Source organism: Aeromonas sp. ZOR0001 (assembly GCF_000801015.1).
GTDB lineage: Bacteria > Pseudomonadota > Gammaproteobacteria > Enterobacterales > Aeromonadaceae > Aeromonas > Aeromonas veronii.
Map to the genome: position 1 here is coordinate 6,739 of NZ_JRJY01000043.1, position 17,261 is coordinate 23,999.

18 protein-coding genes are annotated in these 17,261 nt (G+C 61.5%); 8 read left to right on the top strand and 10 right to left on the bottom strand.

Annotation, left to right across the window (positions count from 1 at the left end; translation table 11 throughout):
- Together L972_RS05955 and L972_RS05960 are read left to right on the top strand one after the other, a co-directional pair.
- Positions 1-2,301, top strand: a 2,301-nt coding sequence (locus L972_RS05955; protein WP_156127041.1) for a collagenase, incomplete at its 5' end; no start/stop codon positions are given.
- A gap of 187 nt (positions 2,302-2,488) precedes the next feature.
- Positions 2,489-3,436 (top strand): SanA/YdcF family protein, encoded by a 948-nt coding sequence (locus L972_RS05960; RefSeq protein WP_047436582.1) that lies wholly within the window; start codon positions 2,489-2,491, stop codon positions 3,434-3,436.
- A gap of 84 nt (positions 3,437-3,520) precedes the next feature.
- Here the strand turns inward: L972_RS05960 and L972_RS05965 are convergent, their stop codons facing one another.
- From L972_RS05965 to L972_RS05975, 3 genes are all read right to left on the bottom strand, one after another.
- The gene (locus L972_RS05965; RefSeq protein WP_047436585.1) at positions 3,521-4,135 is read right to left on the bottom strand and encodes a superoxide dismutase; all 615 of its coding nucleotides are present in this window, start codon (positions 4,133-4,135) and stop codon (positions 3,521-3,523) included.
- Positions 4,136-4,152: 17 nt separating this feature from the next.
- Complete coding sequence (locus L972_RS05970; protein WP_081990692.1) at positions 4,153-4,632, bottom strand: hypothetical protein; 480 nt, start codon at positions 4,630-4,632, stop codon at positions 4,153-4,155.
- A 174-nt stretch (positions 4,633-4,806) separates the two neighbouring features.
- Positions 4,807-5,823, bottom strand: coding sequence for a chemotaxis protein (locus tag L972_RS05975; protein ID WP_005335957.1), 1,017 nt, complete (start codon positions 5,821-5,823; stop codon positions 4,807-4,809).
- A gap of 201 nt (positions 5,824-6,024) precedes the next feature.
- Here L972_RS05975 and L972_RS05980 point away from each other — a divergent pair, with 201 nt between their 5' ends.
- On the top strand, positions 6,025-6,744 hold the full coding sequence (locus tag L972_RS05980; RefSeq protein ID WP_047436588.1) for an SDR family NAD(P)-dependent oxidoreductase: 720 nt from the start codon (positions 6,025-6,027) through the stop codon (positions 6,742-6,744).
- Here the strand turns inward: L972_RS05980 and L972_RS05985 are convergent.
- Together L972_RS05985 and L972_RS05990 are read right to left on the bottom strand one after the other, a co-directional pair.
- Positions 6,731-8,797, bottom strand: coding sequence for a tRNA(Met) cytidine acetyltransferase TmcA (locus L972_RS05985; protein WP_047436591.1), 2,067 nt, complete (start codon positions 8,795-8,797; stop codon positions 6,731-6,733). The genes L972_RS05980 and L972_RS05985 overlap by 14 nt on opposite strands.
- Positions 8,794-9,105, bottom strand: coding sequence for an HlyU family transcriptional regulator (locus L972_RS05990; RefSeq protein ID WP_042081878.1), 312 nt, complete (start codon positions 9,103-9,105; stop codon positions 8,794-8,796). The genes L972_RS05985 and L972_RS05990 overlap by 4 nt, the downstream gene beginning before the upstream one ends.
- Positions 9,106-9,241: 136 nt before the next feature.
- On the opposite strand from L972_RS05990, the gene L972_RS05995 reads away from it, so the two are divergent.
- From L972_RS05995 to L972_RS06005, 3 genes are all read left to right on the top strand, one after another.
- Positions 9,242-9,448, top strand: coding sequence for a bacterioferritin-associated ferredoxin (locus L972_RS05995; protein WP_047436593.1), 207 nt, complete (start codon positions 9,242-9,244; stop codon positions 9,446-9,448).
- Between the two features lie 144 nt (positions 9,449-9,592).
- Positions 9,593-10,069, top strand: coding sequence for a bacterioferritin (bfr, locus tag L972_RS06000; protein ID WP_005354959.1), 477 nt, complete (start codon positions 9,593-9,595; stop codon positions 10,067-10,069).
- 171 nt (positions 10,070-10,240) lie between these two features.
- On the top strand, positions 10,241-10,699 hold the full coding sequence (locus L972_RS06005; RefSeq protein WP_005354960.1) for a methylglyoxal synthase: 459 nt from the start codon (positions 10,241-10,243) through the stop codon (positions 10,697-10,699).
- Between the two features lie 89 nt (positions 10,700-10,788).
- Here the strand turns inward: L972_RS06005 and L972_RS06010 are convergent, their stop codons facing one another.
- Together L972_RS06010 and L972_RS06015 are read right to left on the bottom strand one after the other, a co-directional pair.
- Entirely contained in the window at positions 10,789-11,940 is a 1,152-nt protein-coding gene (locus tag L972_RS06010; protein ID WP_047436596.1) for an iron-containing alcohol dehydrogenase, read from the bottom strand.
- A gap of 143 nt (positions 11,941-12,083) precedes the next feature.
- Entirely contained in the window at positions 12,084-12,539 is a 456-nt protein-coding gene (locus L972_RS06015; protein WP_019446593.1) for a hypothetical protein, read from the bottom strand.
- Positions 12,540-13,012: 473 nt separating this feature from the next.
- Here L972_RS06015 and L972_RS06020 point away from each other — a divergent pair, with 473 nt between their 5' ends.
- Positions 13,013-14,485 carry a C69 family dipeptidase gene (locus L972_RS06020; RefSeq protein ID WP_047436599.1) on the top strand — a complete coding sequence of 491 codons (1,473 nt, stop codon included), beginning with the start codon at positions 13,013-13,015 and terminating at the stop codon, positions 14,483-14,485.
- A gap of 61 nt (positions 14,486-14,546) precedes the next feature.
- Here the strand turns inward: L972_RS06020 and L972_RS06025 are convergent, their stop codons facing one another.
- The 3 genes from L972_RS06025 to L972_RS06035 are packed head-to-tail and all read right to left on the bottom strand — an operon-like array spanning position 14,547 to position 16,148.
- On the bottom strand, positions 14,547-15,293 hold the full coding sequence (locus L972_RS06025) for an SDR family oxidoreductase (protein ID WP_047436602.1): 747 nt from the start codon (positions 15,291-15,293) through the stop codon (positions 14,547-14,549).
- A 56-nt stretch (positions 15,294-15,349) separates the two neighbouring features.
- On the bottom strand, positions 15,350-15,595 hold the full coding sequence (locus L972_RS06030; RefSeq protein WP_005363187.1) for a DUF3624 domain-containing protein: 246 nt from the start codon (positions 15,593-15,595) through the stop codon (positions 15,350-15,352).
- Between the two features lie 31 nt (positions 15,596-15,626).
- The gene (locus L972_RS06035; protein ID WP_047436606.1) at positions 15,627-16,148 is read right to left on the bottom strand and encodes a GNAT family N-acetyltransferase; all 522 of its coding nucleotides are present in this window, start codon (positions 16,146-16,148) and stop codon (positions 15,627-15,629) included.
- Positions 16,149-16,334: 186 nt separating this feature from the next.
- On the opposite strand from L972_RS06035, the gene L972_RS06040 reads away from it, so the two are divergent.
- Positions 16,335-17,261, top strand: a 927-nt coding sequence (locus tag L972_RS06040) for a RimK family protein (RefSeq protein ID WP_047436608.1), incomplete at its 3' end; no start/stop codon positions are given.

Sequence of the window (17,261 nt, forward strand, 5' to 3'; positions counted from 1 at the left end):
ATCCTGGGTCAGAGCGAAAGGGAGCTGGATCGCTGCGAACTCAACGCACAAGGCGGCTGCGCAGAGTCGGAGTGGCACTATCAGCCGCAGGATTGGCAGCAGTTGCAGGTACTTGAAGAGACCCCGAGTGAGCGGGATGGCCGGTTGGAGCAGATATTTTTCCGTCTGCAACCGGTGGCAGGCAGTCAGGCAGCCGCTCAGGTCAGCGAGATCCACGTCTGGCGCCGTTATCAGTGGCAGCTGGATCAGCTCACGCCTCAGCAGGAGTGTGATGAGCCACAGGAGCGCAAGGAGGGGAGCAACACCATCCGTTATCGCATCTGTCGTCAGGTGATCCCCGCTGGCAGCGAGGTTCAGGTAACGTTGCAAGATAGCGGCTACCAATACCCGGTCGCCGGCGGCGAGTGGCAACCCCTGCCAGAGAGCAAAGAGTGGCAGGAGAGCCGGGTGCTCAATCGCCCCATCGTGCTGGCCAGCAAGGAGGAGCAGCTGGAGTGCCGCCGCGCCAACGGTCGTCTCTGCTCCGAGCCCGAGCAGCCCGATGTGGATCTGCTCGACAGCGATGCCGCCAAACTGGTGGCCGACGTGAGCGGCCAGAACAGCCCTGCCTGGCAGGCGGATTACGGCCACGATGACGCCAAGCTGATGGCGGTGGTGCGCGGCATGCGTGCCCTGCTGGCGGCCAACCAGCCGACCCATCCGGCAATGGACAAGCTGCTCTACTATGTGCGCGCCCACAACTACCACGGCGGCGTTGGCAAAGAGAGTGATCAGGTCGCCCGGGCACTGGCCGGGGTAATGATTGATCTGCTCAACCACCCATTGCTGCTGGGAGCGGAACCACAGGAGCAGGCTGGCACAGTGCTGGAAGCCTGGAGCGTGGCGGCGCAGGGACAACTTGGGCAAGCCGCCTTCCGCCAGAGTGCCGCCCCCATGCTGGCCCAGCTCAACCAGGCGCTCGGCTATGCGGTGCAACATGCGGCACAGATCAATGGCCACAAACCCTGGGCCGATGGCCTGTTCGAGCTGCTCAATCTGGTCGATCAGAGCGCCTCTTACGGTCAGCAGGCAGACTTCAGCGCAGCTGTGCTGCAACAGGAGACGGCATTGCGCCAGAGCCTGCTGCAACTGGGCCTGAGCGAACTTGCCCTCTGGAAACAGCGCGATGGCTCACGGGATCTGTTTATCTTCAACAACATCCTCGATGCCCACAGCCGCCTCTACCAGATGATGCGCTACCTCCATCACACCAGCCCGGATAAGGCGATCGCCTACCGCCAACAGCTGGATCGCGATGTCATCGCTATCATGCGCCAGCAAGGGCTGATCCCGAGCGGACAGCATCCGGCTGCCATGTTGGAAGAGGTATCCCTGACCCTCTCCAGCTACTACCTCACCTACACGGATCGCACCAGCGAAGCCTGTATCAGTGGCGAGTTCGCCGGGCTTTGTGCCCCGATCCGCATGGAAGATATTCTGCCGTTCGAGCACACCTGCTCGCCCACCCTGCGTCTGCGCGCTCAGGATCTGACCCAGTCTCAGGCCGAAGGGATCTGCCGCGAGCTGGGTGACGAGGAGCAGCGCTTCCACCAGCAGATGGAGACAGGCTGGCAACCGGTGGCCGATGATCACAACGAGGCGCTGGAGCTGGTGATCTTCAACTCCTCCGCCGACTGGGGCCGCTACGGCAGCGCGCTGTTTGGTGTCTCCACCGACAATGGCGGCATCTATATTGAGGGGGATCCGGCTCGCCCCGGCAATCAGGCCCGCTTCTTCGCCTATGAGGCGGAGTGGAAACGCCCTGCCTTCCAGGTGTGGAACCTGCGCCACGAGTACGTTCACTATCTGGATGGGCGCTTCAACCAGTACGGCAGTTTCGGCCACTATCCGCTCAACCGCACTACCTGGTGGGCCGAGGGGATTGCAGAGTACATCGCCCACGGCCAGTGCTTTGCCCGGGGTCTGGATAACGTGGCAAACCGCCCCGCCAACCAACGCCCGACACTGGCGGCGATCCTCCACCTTGACTACGACCAGGGTGGCGAGATGGTCTACTCCTGGTCCTATACCGTGCACCGCTTCCTCAACGATACCGGTCGCGGCGCCAGCTGGCTGGCGCTGGCACAGGCGCTGCGCAATCCGGATCGGCAGCAGGCGATGAGCGACTTCGAAGGGGAGCTGGACCACCTGATCGCCAACGACAGCGACGCCTATCAGGCGTGGCTCGCCCGGGATCTGCTGCCCTGGTGGCAAGCCAACAAGGAGTCAGACGCCTGCAAGGGTAACGACTCCGCCCACTGATAGACCTTCACCTAACCGAGGGGCTGCCGCCGCAGCCCCTCGCTTTATTCTCCCGCTCTCCCGGCCTCTGCTGCGACAACCTCTGCCCGAATGAGGTGCCCGCCCGTTATCAAGCCTGACGCCAGCGGCCGAGTTGTAATAGAATGCCGATAGCCACTCCCAACTTCAGACCCTGACCGCACCGCGCATGAAGAAGTTTGCCAAGATCCTCCTCGCCTGCCTCGTTTTGCTGCTGGCCCTGATTGCCATGCTGCTGGGCTACAGCGAGTGGATCGTCTCGGATGCCCGTCACTACACCTACGATCGGGTGGACAAGGTGCCCTACAACCGGGTTGCGGTGGTGCTGGGCACCTCCAAATATCTCTCCGGTGGCGGCCCCAACCACTACTTCAAATACCGTATCAAGGCGGCGGCCGAGCTCTACAACAATGCCAAGGTAGACTTCATCATCGTCTCCGGTGACAACGCTACCGTGCAGTACAACGAGCCACGCCAGATGCGCCGCGCCCTGATCAAGGCGGGCATCCCCGCCTCCGCCATCTATATGGATTTCGCCGGATTCCGCACCCTCGACTCAGTGGTTCGCGCCAAAGAGGTGTTCGGCCAGGAGCGCTTTACCGTGGTCTCCCAGGGCTTTCATAACGAGCGGGCCATTTTCATCGCCCGCCATTTCGGTATCGATGCGGTCGGCTTCAATGCCGAGGATCCCAGCGCCTATCAGGGGATCCGCACCCGGGTGCGGGAAGTCTTTGCCCGCCTGATGGGGCTGCTCGACCTCTATGTACTGGACAAGGGGCCCAAGTTCCTCGGCGCTCCTGTGCCCATCGGTCTGCCTGTGCCTTGCCAGTCACTGAGTACCATCGGTAGCCTGCAACCCTGCCTAAAACAACCCAAATCGGCGGTGGATGAGGCCAAGCCAGCGGCAGTTTCTGCCGCGGTTGCCACCGAGTCGGCTACTCCATCTGCCTCGGCCGCGACTGAACAAGTCACGCTAGCTTTATCCGCTGCGGCAACGACTGAGCCGGTCACTCCTGCCAAATCCACGGCAGAAACCGCCGCCGAGATGCCCAGCGCGGCCTTGCCCACATTGCCGGTGGCCCCTTCAGCCGCCAGCGTCAGCACTGACGCACCATAAACAGACGACCCGCCAACTGGCGGGTCTTGTTATTACAACTCGAGTTATGGCGGTGAGCCTGCACACCCATTCCCAGCGACCAGGTCAGCCTCTCGCCGCCTGATAGCGGCGGGCCACTTCGGCCCAATCCACCACCTGATAGAAGGCTGCGATATAGTCAGGACGCTTGTTCTGGTACTTGAGATAGTAGGCGTGCTCCCACACATCCAGCCCCAGGATCGGGGTATGGCCATGCATCAGGGGACTATCCTGATTGGCACTGCTCTCCACCTGCAATCTGCCCGCCTTGTCCACCACCAGCCAGGCCCAGCCGCTACCAAAACGGCTCAGAGCCGCCTGAGTGAAGGCCTGCTTGAAGGCATCGAATCCCCCCAATTCCCGCTCGATGGCCAGAGCCAGTTCACCACCCGGCTCACCGCCTCCCCGCGGGCTCATCACCAGCCAGAACAGGGAGTGGTTGGCATGGCCGCCACCATGGTTGCGGACCGCCCCCTGCAAGGTGGCAGGCAGAGTATCGAAGCGGCGCAGCAGCTCCTCTACCGGCAGTGCGGCCAGCTCGGGCGCCGTTTCCAGTGCGGCGTTAAGGTTATTGATATAAGTCTGGTGATGACGGCTATGGTGGATCTCCATGGTCAGTGCATCGATATGGGGTTCCAGTGCGTCGTAGGCATAGTTCAGGGCTGGCAGGGTATGGATCATGATGACCTCTGTTCGGATTAATGGAGCCGGGATGAGGGCTCGCTCTGACACAGGCAGTGACCGAGCGAACGCATGATCCCGGCGTGGCTGCCGTGGCGCTGTACGAACGTCAGCAACTCGGCACGGGTTGTGCGGGTATGGCGCAAAGCAGCCTCTCGCAGGCGAAAGGAGCAAGCGGGGGAGTGACAGGTCGCCAGCAGGCAGTCGTGCACATAGCAGAGCAGGTCGGCGGCGCGATCGGGCAGAGTCATGGCCACCAGCAGATCCGCCAGATTGTGGTGAGCCACCACCAGTGCCGCCACCGCCTCATCCGCATCGTGCCACTGCACCAACTGCTGACGAGCCAGCCAGAGCGCCTGCTGATAATGGGCCAACGCCTGATGATACTCGCCGCAGTCAAACAGCCGGTTACCCTCTCGGGTCTGCTGTTTCCAGTGACTCATGCTGCTGCCACCTTCGGTCGACTCGACCCACCCCTTCACCCAGGTTGCTGTCATATGCTTCACACCAACAAATGATAATAATTATCATTACATGAATCATATCCGGGAGACAAGGGGCGTCGGGATCGCAGCAAACAGCCAAAACCGCGCGGCCACCCCTTGGCAAGGAGTGGCCGCTTGAGGCACCGGTCAGTGGATTCGACCGGCTAATTGGAAGTTAATGGCAGATCAGATGTTGTTGGCGGGCGAAGGCGGGGCAATTCCCAGCAGCATGTGATCCATCATCCCCACCATGCGCCCTATCTCGGGCTTGGTGATGGTATCGTTGGCCCCCAGTTGCAGTGCTTTCTGACGGTTGTCATCGCTCATCAGGGAGGAGAACATCACGATGGGCATCTCCTTGTAGGAGGGGGTATCCCGCAGCCGCTTGAGCAGGTGCATGCCATCCATGCGCGGCATCTCCACATCGGTGATCACCGCATTGACGAAGCCGGTCACCGGCATTCTCTCCTCCTGGGCCAGGCGATCGAAATCCGTCATCATCTCCAGCCCCTCTCCCCCGTCCTTGGCCGTGATCACGTTGTAGCCAGCGGTGCGCAGGGTGGTCTCGATCATCTTGCGGATAAAGGCCGAGTCGTCCACCACCAGAATGGTCTTGCCCTGACGTAGTGCCATCATGCGATCGTCGATGAGCACCTTGCGATCCTGGGTGACGTCGTACTTCTCCATGCTGAGCTCGGGGTTGATATCGGCGATGATCTTCTCGAAATCGAGGATCATGATGAGGTTGCCATCGCGCCTGACCACGGCCACCACGCAGTCGTTCTCCCCCGCTTCCAGAAACTGGCTGGGGGACTCCACATCCTCCCAGGAGACCCGGTGGATCCTGCTGACGCTATCGATCAGAAAGCCGTTGGCCATCTTGTTGAAGTCGGTGACGATCACCACCTTGTGGCTGGGGTCCGGATTGGTCTTGATGCCGAGCCAGCCCGCCAGATCCACCAGCGGGATGAGGCGATCCCGCAGGGAGAAGACCCCCACCATATGGCGCTGGGCATTGGGGTAATCTGTGGTCTCCGGCACCCGGATCACCTCGCGCACCTTGGCAACGTTGATCCCGTAATAAGCGGTTTTTTCACGACCGTCCGGTAGCTGCTTCTTGAGGTGAAACTCGATGATCTCAAGCTCGTTGGTGCCACTTTCGGTCAGGATAGATTTACGCTCTTCCCCATCTTTGGACATCATGGTGACTCTCATTCTGGTTGCGCGGGCAGCAGACCGCTGCGGTTTTCCCTCAGTATAGGAATGGAATTCACCCAGCGGCTCGGATCTCGGCAAGATTGCAGCGTTAACCGCTTGATCCCGCAGGCTGGCACGATCGTATCTGCCAATCAGGACAACATTGGCGGATGGTGAAATCCATCATGTACTCACAAGGAGCCTGAGATGAGTGAAGGCATTGTCGTGATTGGCGCTTCTGGCGGTATCGGGGCGGCTCTGGTAACACACTGGTTGGCGGCGGGTGTCGGGCCGGTGATTGCCATCAGCCGTCAGCCCGCACCAGCAGAAGCCTCTTCGCCAGCCCTGCACTGGCTATGTTGTGATTACAGCGATGAGCAGATGGCAACTGCGGTAGCCCGCATCGCGGAGTTGGCACCGAGACCGCACAGGGTGGTGATCTGCAATGGCATACTGCATCAGGGGGAAATCCAGCCAGAGAAGCGACTCGAAGCAATCAATCTGGATGCCATGACCCGCGTCTACCAGACCAATGCCTTGCTGCCGCTGCGCTGGATCAGCCAGTTGTTACCGCTGTTTGGCCGCGAGCCTTGCACTCTGGCCGTTCTCAGCGCCTGGGTCGGCAGCATTGGTGACAACCGAGCGGGCGGCTGGTATGGCTATCGTGCATCCAAGGCAGCCCTCAACATGCTGCTCAGGTGTGCCGCCATCGAGCTGGCCCGGCGGGCCCCAGGCGTCAAATTGCTGGCCTTCCATCCCGGCACCGTGGATACCCAACTCTCCCGCCCGTTTCACGCCAATGTACCAGCGGGAAATGTGCAGAGTCCCGAGCTGGTAGCCGACCATCTGATTAACCTGATGAACCGGCTGCAACCGGATGGCGAGCTGAGCTTTCTCGACTGGCAGGGCAAACCTATCGAGTGGTAGAGGAACTCAAGAGACGCGCCAGCAGCGCCCGCAACCTCTTGATCACGGCGGGCTTGCCCGCCAGCTGCAACCTCGCAGCCAGTCTTCCCCAGTCGGCATATTGCCAGATGGCTGCGATCAGCAGATAACGCTCTTCAGGAGTCAGTGAACCCAGCCCAGCCAGATTGCGCGCCAACCACAACTGCAGGCTCGACTGGCTCAGTTCGAACGGCTTGTGATGCAGGGCAAAGCATTCAATCTCGTCACGCTCGAACTCACCAAGCTCAGCCGTGGTGACGGTGCTGCCTTGCAGACATTGCCATACCAACTCGGGATCCAATCCTTTCAACTCACCCGCCAGCAGGGTCGGCAACTGGCAAACAAAACGCTGCTGCCACTGATCCAGCTCGGGCTCATGCTCGGGTTTCAGCACTTTGAGCAGCAGGGCTGCGTGGCAGCCGCTGGCGGCATCCCGCTGCAGGCCGATGCGCAGCACCGTCAGTCCGGCCTTGCGCCAGAAGGGGAGCAGATCGGCGCTAGCCGAAAAGGCCGAGCCGAGGTAGTCGGTGCCAATCTGGCGATAGTGCTCCTCAAGCTTGCCAAGCAGCAGCGACCCCAACCCGTGGCGATGCAGCTCGGGATGGATGGCGATACGCATCACCCGGGCGTAGCTACGTCCCCCCGCCGTTTTAAAACCGGCATGAGCCAGCAGCGACTGGGGCAGCAGATGGCCGCGCGGACGGCGGCGACCGGCCCAGATCGCCTCGGCCAGTTCGGGGTCTATCTCCCCTTCCCGCGCCACCAGCGCCACTCCCAGCAGGCTCGCATCCTGCTCCAGCAGATGGATGTCGAGATCCGGGCTCTCCAGCAGGGACCTGAGATCGCTCGGCGTGGTTTGGTAGTGAGCCAGCACCAACAGGCCGAACAGCTGGTTGAGCAACGCCTCGTCGCTCGCTAGCGCCTCCTGACAGATAAGACGCCAGCTCGGGCTGGTCGGTGGCAAGGGAGTTGCCACTTCGGCATTGAGGCCGAGCAGGCGGAAAATCAGCGGCTCCAGCGGATCACGCTCACTCCAGCGAATGGGCTCAGAGAGGTGGATCTCCAGCCACTCCGGGGTCTGGCTATCGAGCACCCGTTTGAAGCGCAGGTGAAAACCGCGCCCCGTCCCTTCGTAACCGTGCTCGGTGGTGGCAAACACGATGCGGCTGTGGCGGGCCAGCATGGCTTCAAGCAGCGGGGTCGGAATGGCGGCCGCTTCATCCACCAGCAGCAGATCGGGATTCATCGACTCGTGCACCAGCCGATCCGGCGAGCAGTAGCTCAGTCCGGTCAGCTGTTCCGGCGTGGTATCTAGCCCGCGAGCTGCGTGGGCAAACAGGGTCGCTACCGTTGCCTGCGAGGGGGCCGTCACCACTATGTTCAGCACGGGCTGCTGGCGCAGCAGCTCGGCGGCAGCCAGCCCCAGCAGCGCACTCTTGCCACGACCGCGGTCGGCGCTCAGCACCAGCGGACGGCGGCGATGACCGTGCAACACCTTGTGGATGGCGGGCAGTGCCCGCGCCTGATCGCAGCTCAATGGCTGCTCGGGCCCAATCGGTTGCCACGGCTGCGAGCAAATCGGCGGCTCCAGCGAGAGGGCAGGCTCCCCCGCCAGCAACCGCACCAGCCGGGCGATAAAGCAGTGACCGGCCCGGCCCGCATCCTCCGGCTGGGCCACCAGCCGGATCCGGTCGGGATCCGGCCATGAAGGCCACTGTGCTCTGGGCGGCGTCAGCAGCAACAGCAAGCCACCGGCGCATAGAGTGCCCGCCAGCGCCCCGAAGGCGTCGGGATGAAAGCCGCTGAAAGCGTTGAACACCAGCGTGTCGCACTCCTGACCGAGCCGCTGTAGCGCCTTGGCGGCGGGTTGCGGGGCATAACTCTCGGGCCCAGCACCCAGCCAGAAGACGGTCTCGCCGAGCAGGGATTGGGCGCGGGCAATGCACTCGGCCTCCTCCCCCTCCAGCCAGATCAGGCGCCGCTCACCGGCGCGGGCCAGCGCCTCGCGCAGCAGGGTGACCTCTTGCAGTGTCATGAAGCTTGGCTGTCAGCTGATTTGCGGGGCTCGAACATGCGATCTCCCATCTGATCGATAAAGGTGTGGGCCTTCTGCACCATGAAACGCTCGGCATCGGCCGGATTGGCAAACAGATCGGAGCGGATGAAACGGTGGGTTTGCAGCACCCCATCCAGCTCTTTGGTAATGCGGCCAGCCAATCGGTACTGACCCCCTTCCGCCATGGGCTCCGGATAGATGAGATAACCGGCATATTCGGTGGGAGTGACTTCCGGCGCCTTGGTCGGCTCGCCCCCGAACAGGGCGCTGAACAGTTTCTTGAGCATGGTGATCTCCTCTGGTTGCCAGCATTGTCCCCAAGGGGTTGCACAGTGGCAAGCAGGGGATCTTATTACCAATGGTTATTTGCACTACGAACCATTCTCATTTAGATTTCATCTCATTCCACAAGAGGTGACCATCATGTACGTCTGTTTGTGCCGCGGCATCACAGATACCCAGATCCGCAAAGCGGTGCAGTCAGGTAAAAGCGAATTCCGCCAGCTCAAGCAGTCGCTCGAAGTGGGCGCTCAATGTGGCAAATGCGTGCGCATGACCATGGAGATCATCGCCGCCGAACTCGACAAGATGGAGCAGGATCAACCCGTGCTCTACTACGAAGTGGCCTGATCCGGACACCTCTTTTCTGATGCGACCCGCCAACAGGGTCACCCCTTTTCTCAGGCGAGCTGGCTCGCCAGACCTCTTGTTGTCACTTTTCTGGACTAAGCTCTAACGATCGAAGCCTCAGGCACGAACCAAGGAGCACTGTCGATGAAAGGAGATCCCAAGATCATTGCCCACCTCAACAAGGTGCTGGCCAATGAGCTGATTGCCATCAACCAATACTTCCTGCATGCCCGCATCTACGATGACTGGGGCCTCAAGGCGCTCGGGCACAAGGAGTATCACGAGTCTATCGATGAGATGAAACACGCCGACGAGCTGGTCAAACGCGTGCTGTTTCTCGAAGGGCTGCCCAATTTGCAGGATCTGGGCAAGCTGCGCATCGGCGAGACCGTCGAAGAGATGCTGCGCTGCGACCTCTCGCTGGAGATGGATGCCATCCCCGACCTCAAGGTAGCCATCGCCTACGCCGAGTCGGTGCAGGACTACATCAGCCGCGACCTGTTCCAGGAGATCCTGGAGGATGAGGAGGAGCATGTGGACTGGCTGGAGACCCAGCTCGATCTTATCGATCGCATCGGGCTGGAGAACTACCAGCAGTCGCAACTGCACCACGGCTCCTGAGCCAGCAGGCCAGCAAATAAAGAGACCCGCCAGCGCGGGTCTCTTCATTTGAGCAGCCATGACCCGAAAACTTTTCGACAGGATCACAGTTAATACGCCCGACACAGCATCTGTCATGGCTTTCGATTAGGATACGGCTCTCTTCCAATAACAATGCTACGGACGATTTCCATGGAACAGATTGCACGCGAGATGGCGCCCCACAAACGGGTAGCACTGGTGGCTCACGACAACATGAAGACCCCTCTGCTGAACTGGGTGATGCGGCGCAAGGAGGAGCTCAAGCTCCACCACCTCTATGCGACCGGCACCACCGGCACCATGCTCGGCAAGCAGGCGCAACTGCCCATCACCTGCCTCTTCTCCGGCCCCATGGGGGGTGACCAGCAGCTCGGCGCCCTGATCGCCGAAGGGAAGATCGACGTGCTGATCTTCTTCTGGGATCCCCTCAATGCGGTGCCGCACGATCCGGACGTGAAGGCGCTGCTCCGCCTCGCGGCAGTCTGGAACATCCCGGTCGCCACCAACGAAGCGACCGCCGACTTCATCATGGACAGCCCCCATATGCGCCAAGCGTTCAGCGTGCAGATCCCGGATTACGCCGGTTATCTGAAGGCACGCACCGAGTGATCGGCTAACCCGTCATGCAAGAGGGCCGCAACAAGCGGCCCTCTTTAATTGGGAAAATGAATCAGCCAGGGACACAAACCGGCGCCGGCTTATAGCGCGCGGGCGAGAATGCGTGCCACCCGATCCGGGTCGATATCCTGCTGCTCACCGAGCGCGGTGCGCCCCACCCGCTTGAGGTTGGAGCAGACCGCCGGAATGCAACTTTCGCTGAGGCCATAGTCAGCCAGCCGGGTACCCAATCCCATCTTCTGGAAGAACTGCTCGGTACGGATAATCGCCTCTTCGATGCGCAGGGCCTTGTCCTCGCGGGTCGAATGCCACACCCGCTCGGCAAACTGGGCCAGCTTGTCCTGCTTCTGGCTCGCCCGCTCACGCAGCAGTGAGGGGAGCACCACCGCCAGACTCTGGCCATGATCCAGCCCGTAGAGCGCCGTCAGCTGATGGCCGATGGCGTGAGAGGCCCAATCCTGCGGCACTCCGCAACCGATAAGCCCGTTGAGCGCCAGACTGGCCGCCCACATCAGATTGGCCCGTACCTGATAGTTGGTCGGCTCCGCCAGCGCCTTGGGGCCGTTCTCCACCAGCACCTGCAGCAAACCTTCCGCCAGCCGATCCTGTACCTCGCCTCCCACCGGAAAGGTGAGGTACTGCTCTGCAATATGGACGAAGGCATCCACCACTCCGTTACCGGTCTGGCGCGGCGGCAAACTGTAGGTGGTGGTCGGGTCGAGCACCGCAAATTGCGGCTGCACCAGCGGGCTTCTGAAGGAGATCTTCACATCCCCGCGGCTCACCACCGAGGTGGGATTGCTCTCGGAGCCGGTGGCTGGCAGGGTCAGCACACAGCCCATCGGCAGCGCCTTGTGCACGCTCGCCTGCTTGCCGCAAATATCCCAGGGATCATCCCCCTCGTAGCAGGCGGCCGCCGCAACAAACTTGGTGCCATCCACTACCGATCCGCCACCGACCGCCAGCAGGAAGTCGATGCGCTCGCGCTTCACCTGCGCCACCGCCTCCATCAACAGCTCGTATCTGGGGTTGGCGCCGATGCCGGAAAACTCCTGCCACGTCACCCCCTCCAGCGCCCGGGTCAACTGCTCATACACCCCGTTCTGCTTGATGCTGCCACCGCCGTAGAGCACCAGCAGCCGGCTGCCGGGCGGGATCAGTTCGGGCAGGCTGGCGATCTGCCCCTCGCCGAAACAGATACGGGTCGGATTGGCATATTGGAAGTTGTACACGGCGGGCTCCTCGACTGGCTCAATGCGCGGACATTGTGCGCCTGTGGGGAGGTGAGGTCAAAAGAGGTGGCAGAAGCTTGCCCATCGGCGGTCGACACTGGCCCATCGGTGCCGACCGGGTAGATCTCAGAACAGCGGCAGGATCAGGCAGTTTTGGCCTCATCTTTGGATGAGCTCTTCTTGCCGGTCAGGCGATCCATCGCCTCCTTGAGCATCGCCTCTCGCTGTTCGTTGAGCGGCTTGCTCTGCTCCGCCCGCTCTTCCGGCGTCAGCTTCTTGTTATCGGCGATGGTCTTGAGCTTCTCTTCGATCTCGTTGAACTTCTTGCGATCGAAACCAAGCGCCTTGTCCACCAGCTGCTGCACCACGCCCCCCTTGTCGGAGCTCATATCCAGCGCCGGTGGCAGCTTGTTGTTCTTGGCCAGATGTTCGTAGGTCAGCACCTGCTGGGCCTGACCGGTCATGCGTTGGGTGGAGAGGCTGACCATCTCCTCCCAGCCACCACCCTGACCGCCGCTACTGGCACTGTTGAGGGTGGCGAGGGCGCGGTTGTTGGATGCGCTCTGGGCAAGCTGCTGGCTGTAGGGTTTGATATCCATGGGGGCTCCAATTCGGTGCGCATCTGCGGCAATGAGCACAGGCTGATCCGGTCACATGGGGCGTCAGGCCCCACCATTATCAATTAAACCAGCAAGTTACAGGCCAACTTGTCAGATAGTTCGAGATCCAGAGATATGGCGGATCTCGCCACGCCCCCCACGCAAACTGGCGTCAGAATCATGACTCATCTGCTGCCAGTTCACACTGTTTTGGCACATTTCGCCGTCCGCTCACCACGACGCCAGAGAAAAGTCAGGAACTGCAGCTCGATCACAAAATAAACAACCACTCAGGAATACAATTTTGGCGCACATCACAATCAGCCAGCCGTGTCATGGATGATCTGTTCGAAAAACCAATAACAGGCAGACCAATCTGCCGTGCTCGCTCCGCTGCCAGTTCGGAGTTGCGGCCTCCCCACACCTCATCCCCTCGTCTGACTCTCACTCACCGCAACCCTTCGGGTACACCTATGAAAAAACACACCTTGAGTCTTCTCTCCGCCACCCTGCTCACCCTGCTTGGCACCAGTGCCGACGCCTGTACCGGCCTTATCGTCGGCAAGGGGGCCAGTGCCGATGGCAGCGTGATGATCGCCAGAAACGAGGATTTTGGCGTCAACAACTGGAACAAGTACCTCGCCTTCCGGCCCACGCAGCAAAATGAGGGCAAACTCTGGAAGCTGGGCAACGGGCTGGAAGTGCCTATGCCCAAAGCATTTTTTGCCTACTCCGTCATCCACGACTGGGATGCCACAACCAGCGACCCGGCAGGCAAATATTATGAAGAGCGCGGCATCAACGAGTTCAACGTCGCCATCTCGGCCACCACCAGTGCCGAGGTCAACGACAAGGCCCAAGAAGCCGATCCGCTGATCGAGAAGGGAGTGATTGAAGCCATCATCCCCACCCTGATCCTGCCGCAGGCCAGGACGGCCAAAGAGGGGGTCGAGCTGCTCGGCCGCTATGTGGAGCAATATGGCGCCGGTGAGGGCAACAGCCTCTATCTGGCGGATGTGAACGAGGCCTGGCTGATGGAGATCGGCTCCGGCCACCACTGGATTGCGGTGCGGGTGCCGGACAATAGCTACGCCATGGTGGCCAACGGTCTGCGGATCCACGGCGTCAATCTCGACAGCGCCGATGTGCTGCACTCACCCAAGCTGCTGGAGTTCGTGCGCGAGCACAAACTGCTGGATAACACCGACCCGAAAGATTTCAACTTCGCCAAGGCGTTCGGGGTCATCGCTGACCCGTATAACGTGGATCGGGAGTGGCTCGGCCAAAAAATGCTGACTGCCTCCCACAAACAGGCGACCCGGCAGGCGCAATATCCGCTCTTTATGAAGCCGGATGCCCCCATCGCCGTGCCGGACGTGGCTAGGGTGCTGAGCGCTACCTATGACGGTACGCCGCTCGCGGGCAAGGCGGAGCGGCCGATCCGCGTCGATCGCCAGCTGGAATCCCACGTCATCCAACTGCGCAAGGAGATGCCCAAAGAGCTGCAGGGGCTCATCTGGCAGAGCTATGGCGTGCTGGCCGAATCTGTGATGGTGCCGCTCTACAACGCGCTGGAATCCTACCCCCTGCCCTATCGCACCGGTAACGACAGCTACTCCGATGATTCCGCCTACTGGCAGTTCCGCAGCCTGACCGCGCTGGCCAGCGCCGCTCCAGACAAATACCTACCGCTGCTGCGCGGCGTCTGGAGCAAGGAGAGCAGCAAGCTTTACAAGGAGGTGGCATTGCTCGACAAGAGCCTCAAGCAGGCCTATGCCAGCGACAAGGCTACCGCCATCGGGCTGGCCGCCGACTACTCCTACGGCCAGCTGGAGCAGACCTATCGGATGGCCAAAGATCTGCGCTACAAGCTGATGACGGATCTCGCCAAGCGCAGCGAGAAGAAGTATTCAGAGGAAGAGTTCAAGAAGATCATGAGCTTGTAATCGGCTCGCCAACGCAAAGAGGCTCCCAAGGGAGCCTCTTTTGTTTCAGCCAATCCAGCGATCAGCGACGGCTGATATTGAGCGGGCCGAAGGTCTGCGCCACCGGCATGATCTCGATGCTGTTGATGTTGACGTGGGCCGGCTGCTGGCTCACCCAGAGCACGGTATTGGCGATATCTTCCGGCTGGATCGCCTCCACCCCCTGATAGACGGAGGCCGCCTTGGCATCGTCACCGTGGAAGCGCACGTTGGAGAACTCGGTGCCGCCGCACAGGCCCGGCTCCACGTTGGTGACGCGGATGGCGGTGCCCGCCAGATCGGCGCGCAGGTTGAGGCTGAACTGCTTCACGAACGCCTTGGTGGCGCCGTAGACGTTGCCGCCCGGATAGGGGTAAGTGCCGGCGATGGAGCCGATGTTGATGACGTGGCCGCGATTGCGCGCCACCATGCCCGGCAGCAGCAGGCGGGTGAGCAGGGTCAGACCGCTGATGTTGGTGGCGATCATCTGCTCCCAATCTTCCAGATCCGCCTTGTGGGCCGGCTCCAGCCCCAGCGCCAGACCGGCGTTGTTGACCAGCAGATCCACCTCGCTCCAAGCGACCGGCAGACTGGCGATGGCAGCGCGGGTGGCCGCCTTGTCCTGCACATCGAACGCCAGCGGCAGGAACTGCTCGCCCAGCTCGTCAGCCAGCGCAGCCAGCCGCTCGGCACGGCGACCGGTACCGATCACCTTATACCCCGCCTGCACCAGCTGGCGGCTGATGGCTTCACCAAAACCGGACGAGGCGCCCGTTACCATTGCAATCATCTGAACCTCCATATCTACACCGATATTGTTATTTATCTGTCTGAATCTATTCAGATTCATTCATCGCTCAATTCACGTCCGGTCGCCTTGCGCCAGACAAATACCACCAGATGGAGCAGCAGAAGGCCCGAGCCTCCCAGCGCAAACAGCAGGCCGGTGAGGGCGTTGACCGAGGTATCGGCGCCGCACCACCACCAGACCAGCCAGCCAATCAGGCCGATGACGAAGGTCTGGCCAGCGCAGACCGGACAGCGCCCCAGCTTGGCCCTGATGGCGGTGGCAAGACAGTTGTCGCAGCTCATCCTGCTCCTCGATTCTGCTCGTTCAACATGATCAGTTGGCCCGTGAAGACGGCTTGCGCGCCTGAGTGCGAGCCACTCTGCGCCGCTCACGCTCCTCGTCGCTCACCAGCGGCAGCACCAGCCGGTGGGCGTGCTGGTCGCGGCCATAGTAGTCCGCCAGCCGCTGCTGGGGACGAAATCCCAATCCCTGATAGAGCGCCAGCGCCTCTTCGTTGGCGTCCCCCACTTCGAGGCGAATCGCCCCCCAGCCAGCGGCCTTGCCCTCGTGGATCACCTGCTCCAGCAGACGGCGGGCCCAACCCAGACGGCGCACCGTCCAGCGGATAGCCAGTGCCTGAATGACCAGCCGATCCCAGCCTCTGTGCTCCAGCAGGCAGAGATAGCCCATCAGCTGATGCTTCTCATCCAGCAGCAACAGGGTGCGCCCCTTGGCGTGGGCCAGCAGATAGTGCCAGCGGCTGCGGCCAAAGGCGACTTCGGGAGGAAAACAGTAGCGTTCCAGATTAACGATGGCGCCCAGATCATCGGTTCGGGCCGCACGTACGGTCAACACGGGGAGTCCTTGTTCAGTTATTTATCCTCAGCACCAAAAATGCGACTTGTATCACAAGTTACCAAGGCGTCATATTAGGCACTGTAACCTCTTGTTTCCCCTCGCGCCATTGTCGTGCTTGTCGGTGCATCGAAGCCCACTGGGGATCCTGCCTGTTCAGGCAGTCTGATCTGTGGAGCCGAAAATATGAGTACCTATGTCATCGTCGAAGAGCTGGGCGACTGGCCTTGCCATGCCGATTATCTGCTGACCGCCCGCACCTATCTGCAACATGGCGTGCCGACCACCGGCGGCCGACCCCGCATCATCAACCTCTGCCGCACTCTGGAACACCTGAGCGCAGGCTACTACTGCTCGCTGCTGGCCCAGGCCCGCGGCCACCACTGCCTGCCGGGTCTGCTGGCCATCAGCCGACTGCAACCCCAGCAGCCACCGGCCAAACTGTGGCGCAAGGCACAAGGGTGGCTGGCCCAGCAGAGCGAGGATCGGATCCGGGTACGTGCCATCTTCGGCCAGTGTGAACAGAGCGAGCTGGCGGGGCTGGCGCGTTATTACTATGGCCTGAGCCAGTTGCCGCTGCAGGAGCTGACCCTCAAGCGCGGCCGCCACGGCTGGTCGGTACGCCAGCAGCAGAGCCTGTCGCCGCTGGAGCTGAGCCCAAGCGAGAAAGAGTTGATGCTGCACCACGCTCAGGCACTGGTGGGGACCGGTGACGAGGAGCAGGCGGCGCCGCTCTACCAGCTCGCCATTCTGGTCGACCCAGATGACGGCCGCGCCAGCAGTGACGGGTTGGCGCTGGAGCGCTTTATCCGTGCTGCCGCCGCGCAGGGCATCCGGGCCGAGATCCTGCCACCGTCGGCCATAGAGCGGCTGCCGGAGTTCGACACCCTCTGGCTGCGTGCCGAAACCGCGGTCGGCCACTACACCTTCGAATTTGCCCATCGCGCCGAACAGCTCAAGATGCCAGTGATCGACAGCTCCCGCGCCATCCTCGCCTGCAGCAACAAACTCTATCTCTACGAGCTGATGGTGCGCAGCGGCGTGCCCATGCCGCCCACCATGGTGGTCACCCGCCGCGGCCGCCACCATGTAGACGAGCTGGTGCAGCGGCTC